This window comes from Herbaspirillum sp. UBA812, from assembly GCF_002296545.1.
GTDB classification, from domain to species: Bacteria; Pseudomonadota; Gammaproteobacteria; order Burkholderiales; family Burkholderiaceae_D; genus Herbaspirillum; species Herbaspirillum huttiense.
On the sequence record NZ_DBIC01000286.1, the window covers coordinates 1 to 2,142 of the forward strand.

Annotated in this window: 2 protein-coding genes and 1 pseudogene; all 3 read left to right on the top strand. The window is 64.9% G+C overall.

Translation table 11 applies throughout. The features are described 5' to 3' along the window. Positions 1 to 903, top strand: a 903-nt coding sequence (locus B3873_RS19760) for a serine/threonine protein kinase (protein WP_286868480.1), incomplete at its 5' end; no start/stop codon positions are given. Positions 904 to 934: 31 nt separating this feature from the next. Then, entirely contained in the window at positions 935 to 1,504 is a 570-nt protein-coding gene (locus tag B3873_RS19765; RefSeq protein WP_034330504.1) for a DNA-3-methyladenine glycosylase I, read from the top strand. A gap of 156 nt (positions 1,505 to 1,660) precedes the next feature. Beyond that, positions 1,661 to 2,142, top strand: a pseudogene (locus B3873_RS19770) (DNA translocase FtsK); the annotation flags it as partial.

Sequence of the window (2,142 nt, forward strand, 5' to 3'; positions counted from 1 at the left end):
CGCCTGCTGGCCCTGAACAGCTATGAAAACCGCGTCTACCAGGTCGGCATGGAAGACGGCCCGCCGCTGGTGGCCAAGTTTTATCGTCCCTTGCGCTGGAGTGATGAGCAGATCCTCGAAGAACACGCTTTTTCGCAGGAATTGGCCGACGAAGAAGTGCCGGTGGTGCCGGCCATGCGTCTCGACAGTGGCGCCACCCTGCATCGCCACGCCGGGTTCCGTTTTGCCGTATTCCGCCGCCACGGTGGCCGTGCACCCGAGCTGGACGATGCCGATACCCTGGAGCGTCTTGGCCGCTTCATCGGCCGCATCCATGCGGTCGGCTTGCGCAGCCCCTTCCAGTCCCGCCCGGCGCTGGACATCGCCAGCTTCGGCGAAGAACCGCGTGACTGGCTGCTGGCGCACGATTTCATCCCCATGGATGTGGCCACCGCCTGGCGCACCACGGTCGAGCAGGCGCTCGACGGCGTGCGGCGCTGCTACGAGCGGGCAGGAGAGATCCGCACCCTGCGCCTGCACGGTGATTGCCACGTCGGCAACGTCCTGTGGACCGATGCCGGTCCGCACTTCGTCGATTTCGACGACAGCCGCAGCGGCCCGGCCGTGCAGGATCTGTGGATGCTGCTCTCGGGCGAACGGCGCGAGATGGTGGGCCAGCTGGCCGACCTGTTGGCAGGATATGAAAGTTTCTGCGAATTCGAGCCACGCGAGCTGTATCTCATTGAAGCCCTGCGCACCCTGCGCCTGATCCATTATTCCGCCTGGCTGGCGCGGCGCTGGGATGACCCGGCGTTCCCGGTGGCCTTCCCCTGGTTCAATACCCAACGTTACTGGCAGGACCGCATCCTGGAACTGCGCGAACAGATCGCGCTGATGGATGAACCGCCCCTGTGGCCGGTGTGAATCCGGCGAAATGAACGAAAACAACACCATCATGACGCAAACACTTGTCCGCTGCGGCTGGGTCAACCTGGCCAATCCCCGCTATGTGCAGTATCACGACCACGAATGGGGCGTGCCCTGCCACGATGAAACACGTCTGTTCGAGATGCTGAACCTCGAAGGTGCCCAGGCCGGACTGTCGTGGGAAACCGTGCTCAACAAGCGCGACAGCTACCGCGAGGCCTTCGACGACTGGGATGCCGAGAAGATCGCCCGTTATGACGAGCGCAAGGTGGCGCAATTGCTGAAAAATCCGGGCATCGTGCGCAATCGCCTGAAGGTGGCCGCCACCATCGGCAATGCGCGTGCCTACCTGCAACTGCGCGAGGAGGTGGGCGGGCTCGATGCCTATCTGTGGGGCAAGGTCGATGGCCAGCCCATCGTCAACCGCTGGGCGTCGCTGGCCGATTGCCCGGCCAAGACGCCGCTGTCGGATGCGATTTCCAAGGAGCTGGCCAAGCGCGGCTTCAAGTTTGTCGGTTCCACCATCATCTACGCCTATCTGCAAGGCGTGGGCGTGATCAACGATCACGTGGTGGATTGCCATTGTCACGGCCGTTGAGGCCGGGCGTGCTCTGCACCAAAAGGCCAGCCGATGGGCGGCGGCAGGGCACCGGTTTGGTTTACACTCGCAGCCTGCGATGCAGCATCAGCTTGCACTGCATGGATTCACGAGGCCGGCTGGCGCGCTGCCAGGCCGGTGAAGTTTGGGAGTAGCATGATTTTCGTCAAATGGTTTGGCTGGTCGGTCCTCTGGCTGCTGCCGCTGCTGCTGCGCACGGTAGCGCGCGCGCTCGGCCGCAAGTCCATCTTCGGCGGGCGCGGTGCCATTCGCCTGTGGTTCGGCAGCCTGCTGCTGCTGGCCGCCAGCAGCGCGGTCGAGTCGCTGGTGCGTTCACAACTGGTCGCGGGCGATGATGGCCCGGGCGGAGCGCTGTTCGGCGCGGCCCTGATGGATGCGCTGGGCGGCAAGATCAGCCGTGGCATTGCCGCCGTCCTGATGCTGGGTTTGCTGGCGCTGGGCCTGAAATGGCTGCTGGGTGCCATGTTTGGCCGAGGCGCACCGGCTGGCCGCGACGAGCACCCCGAGCTGGACCTGGGCCCGCCGCGCCGTGGCAGCGCCGAAAGTGAACGATTGCGCATGAGCAGCCTGCACGGCAGCGCCGGACCCGCCCGCACCAGTTTCCCCGCCAGTACCGA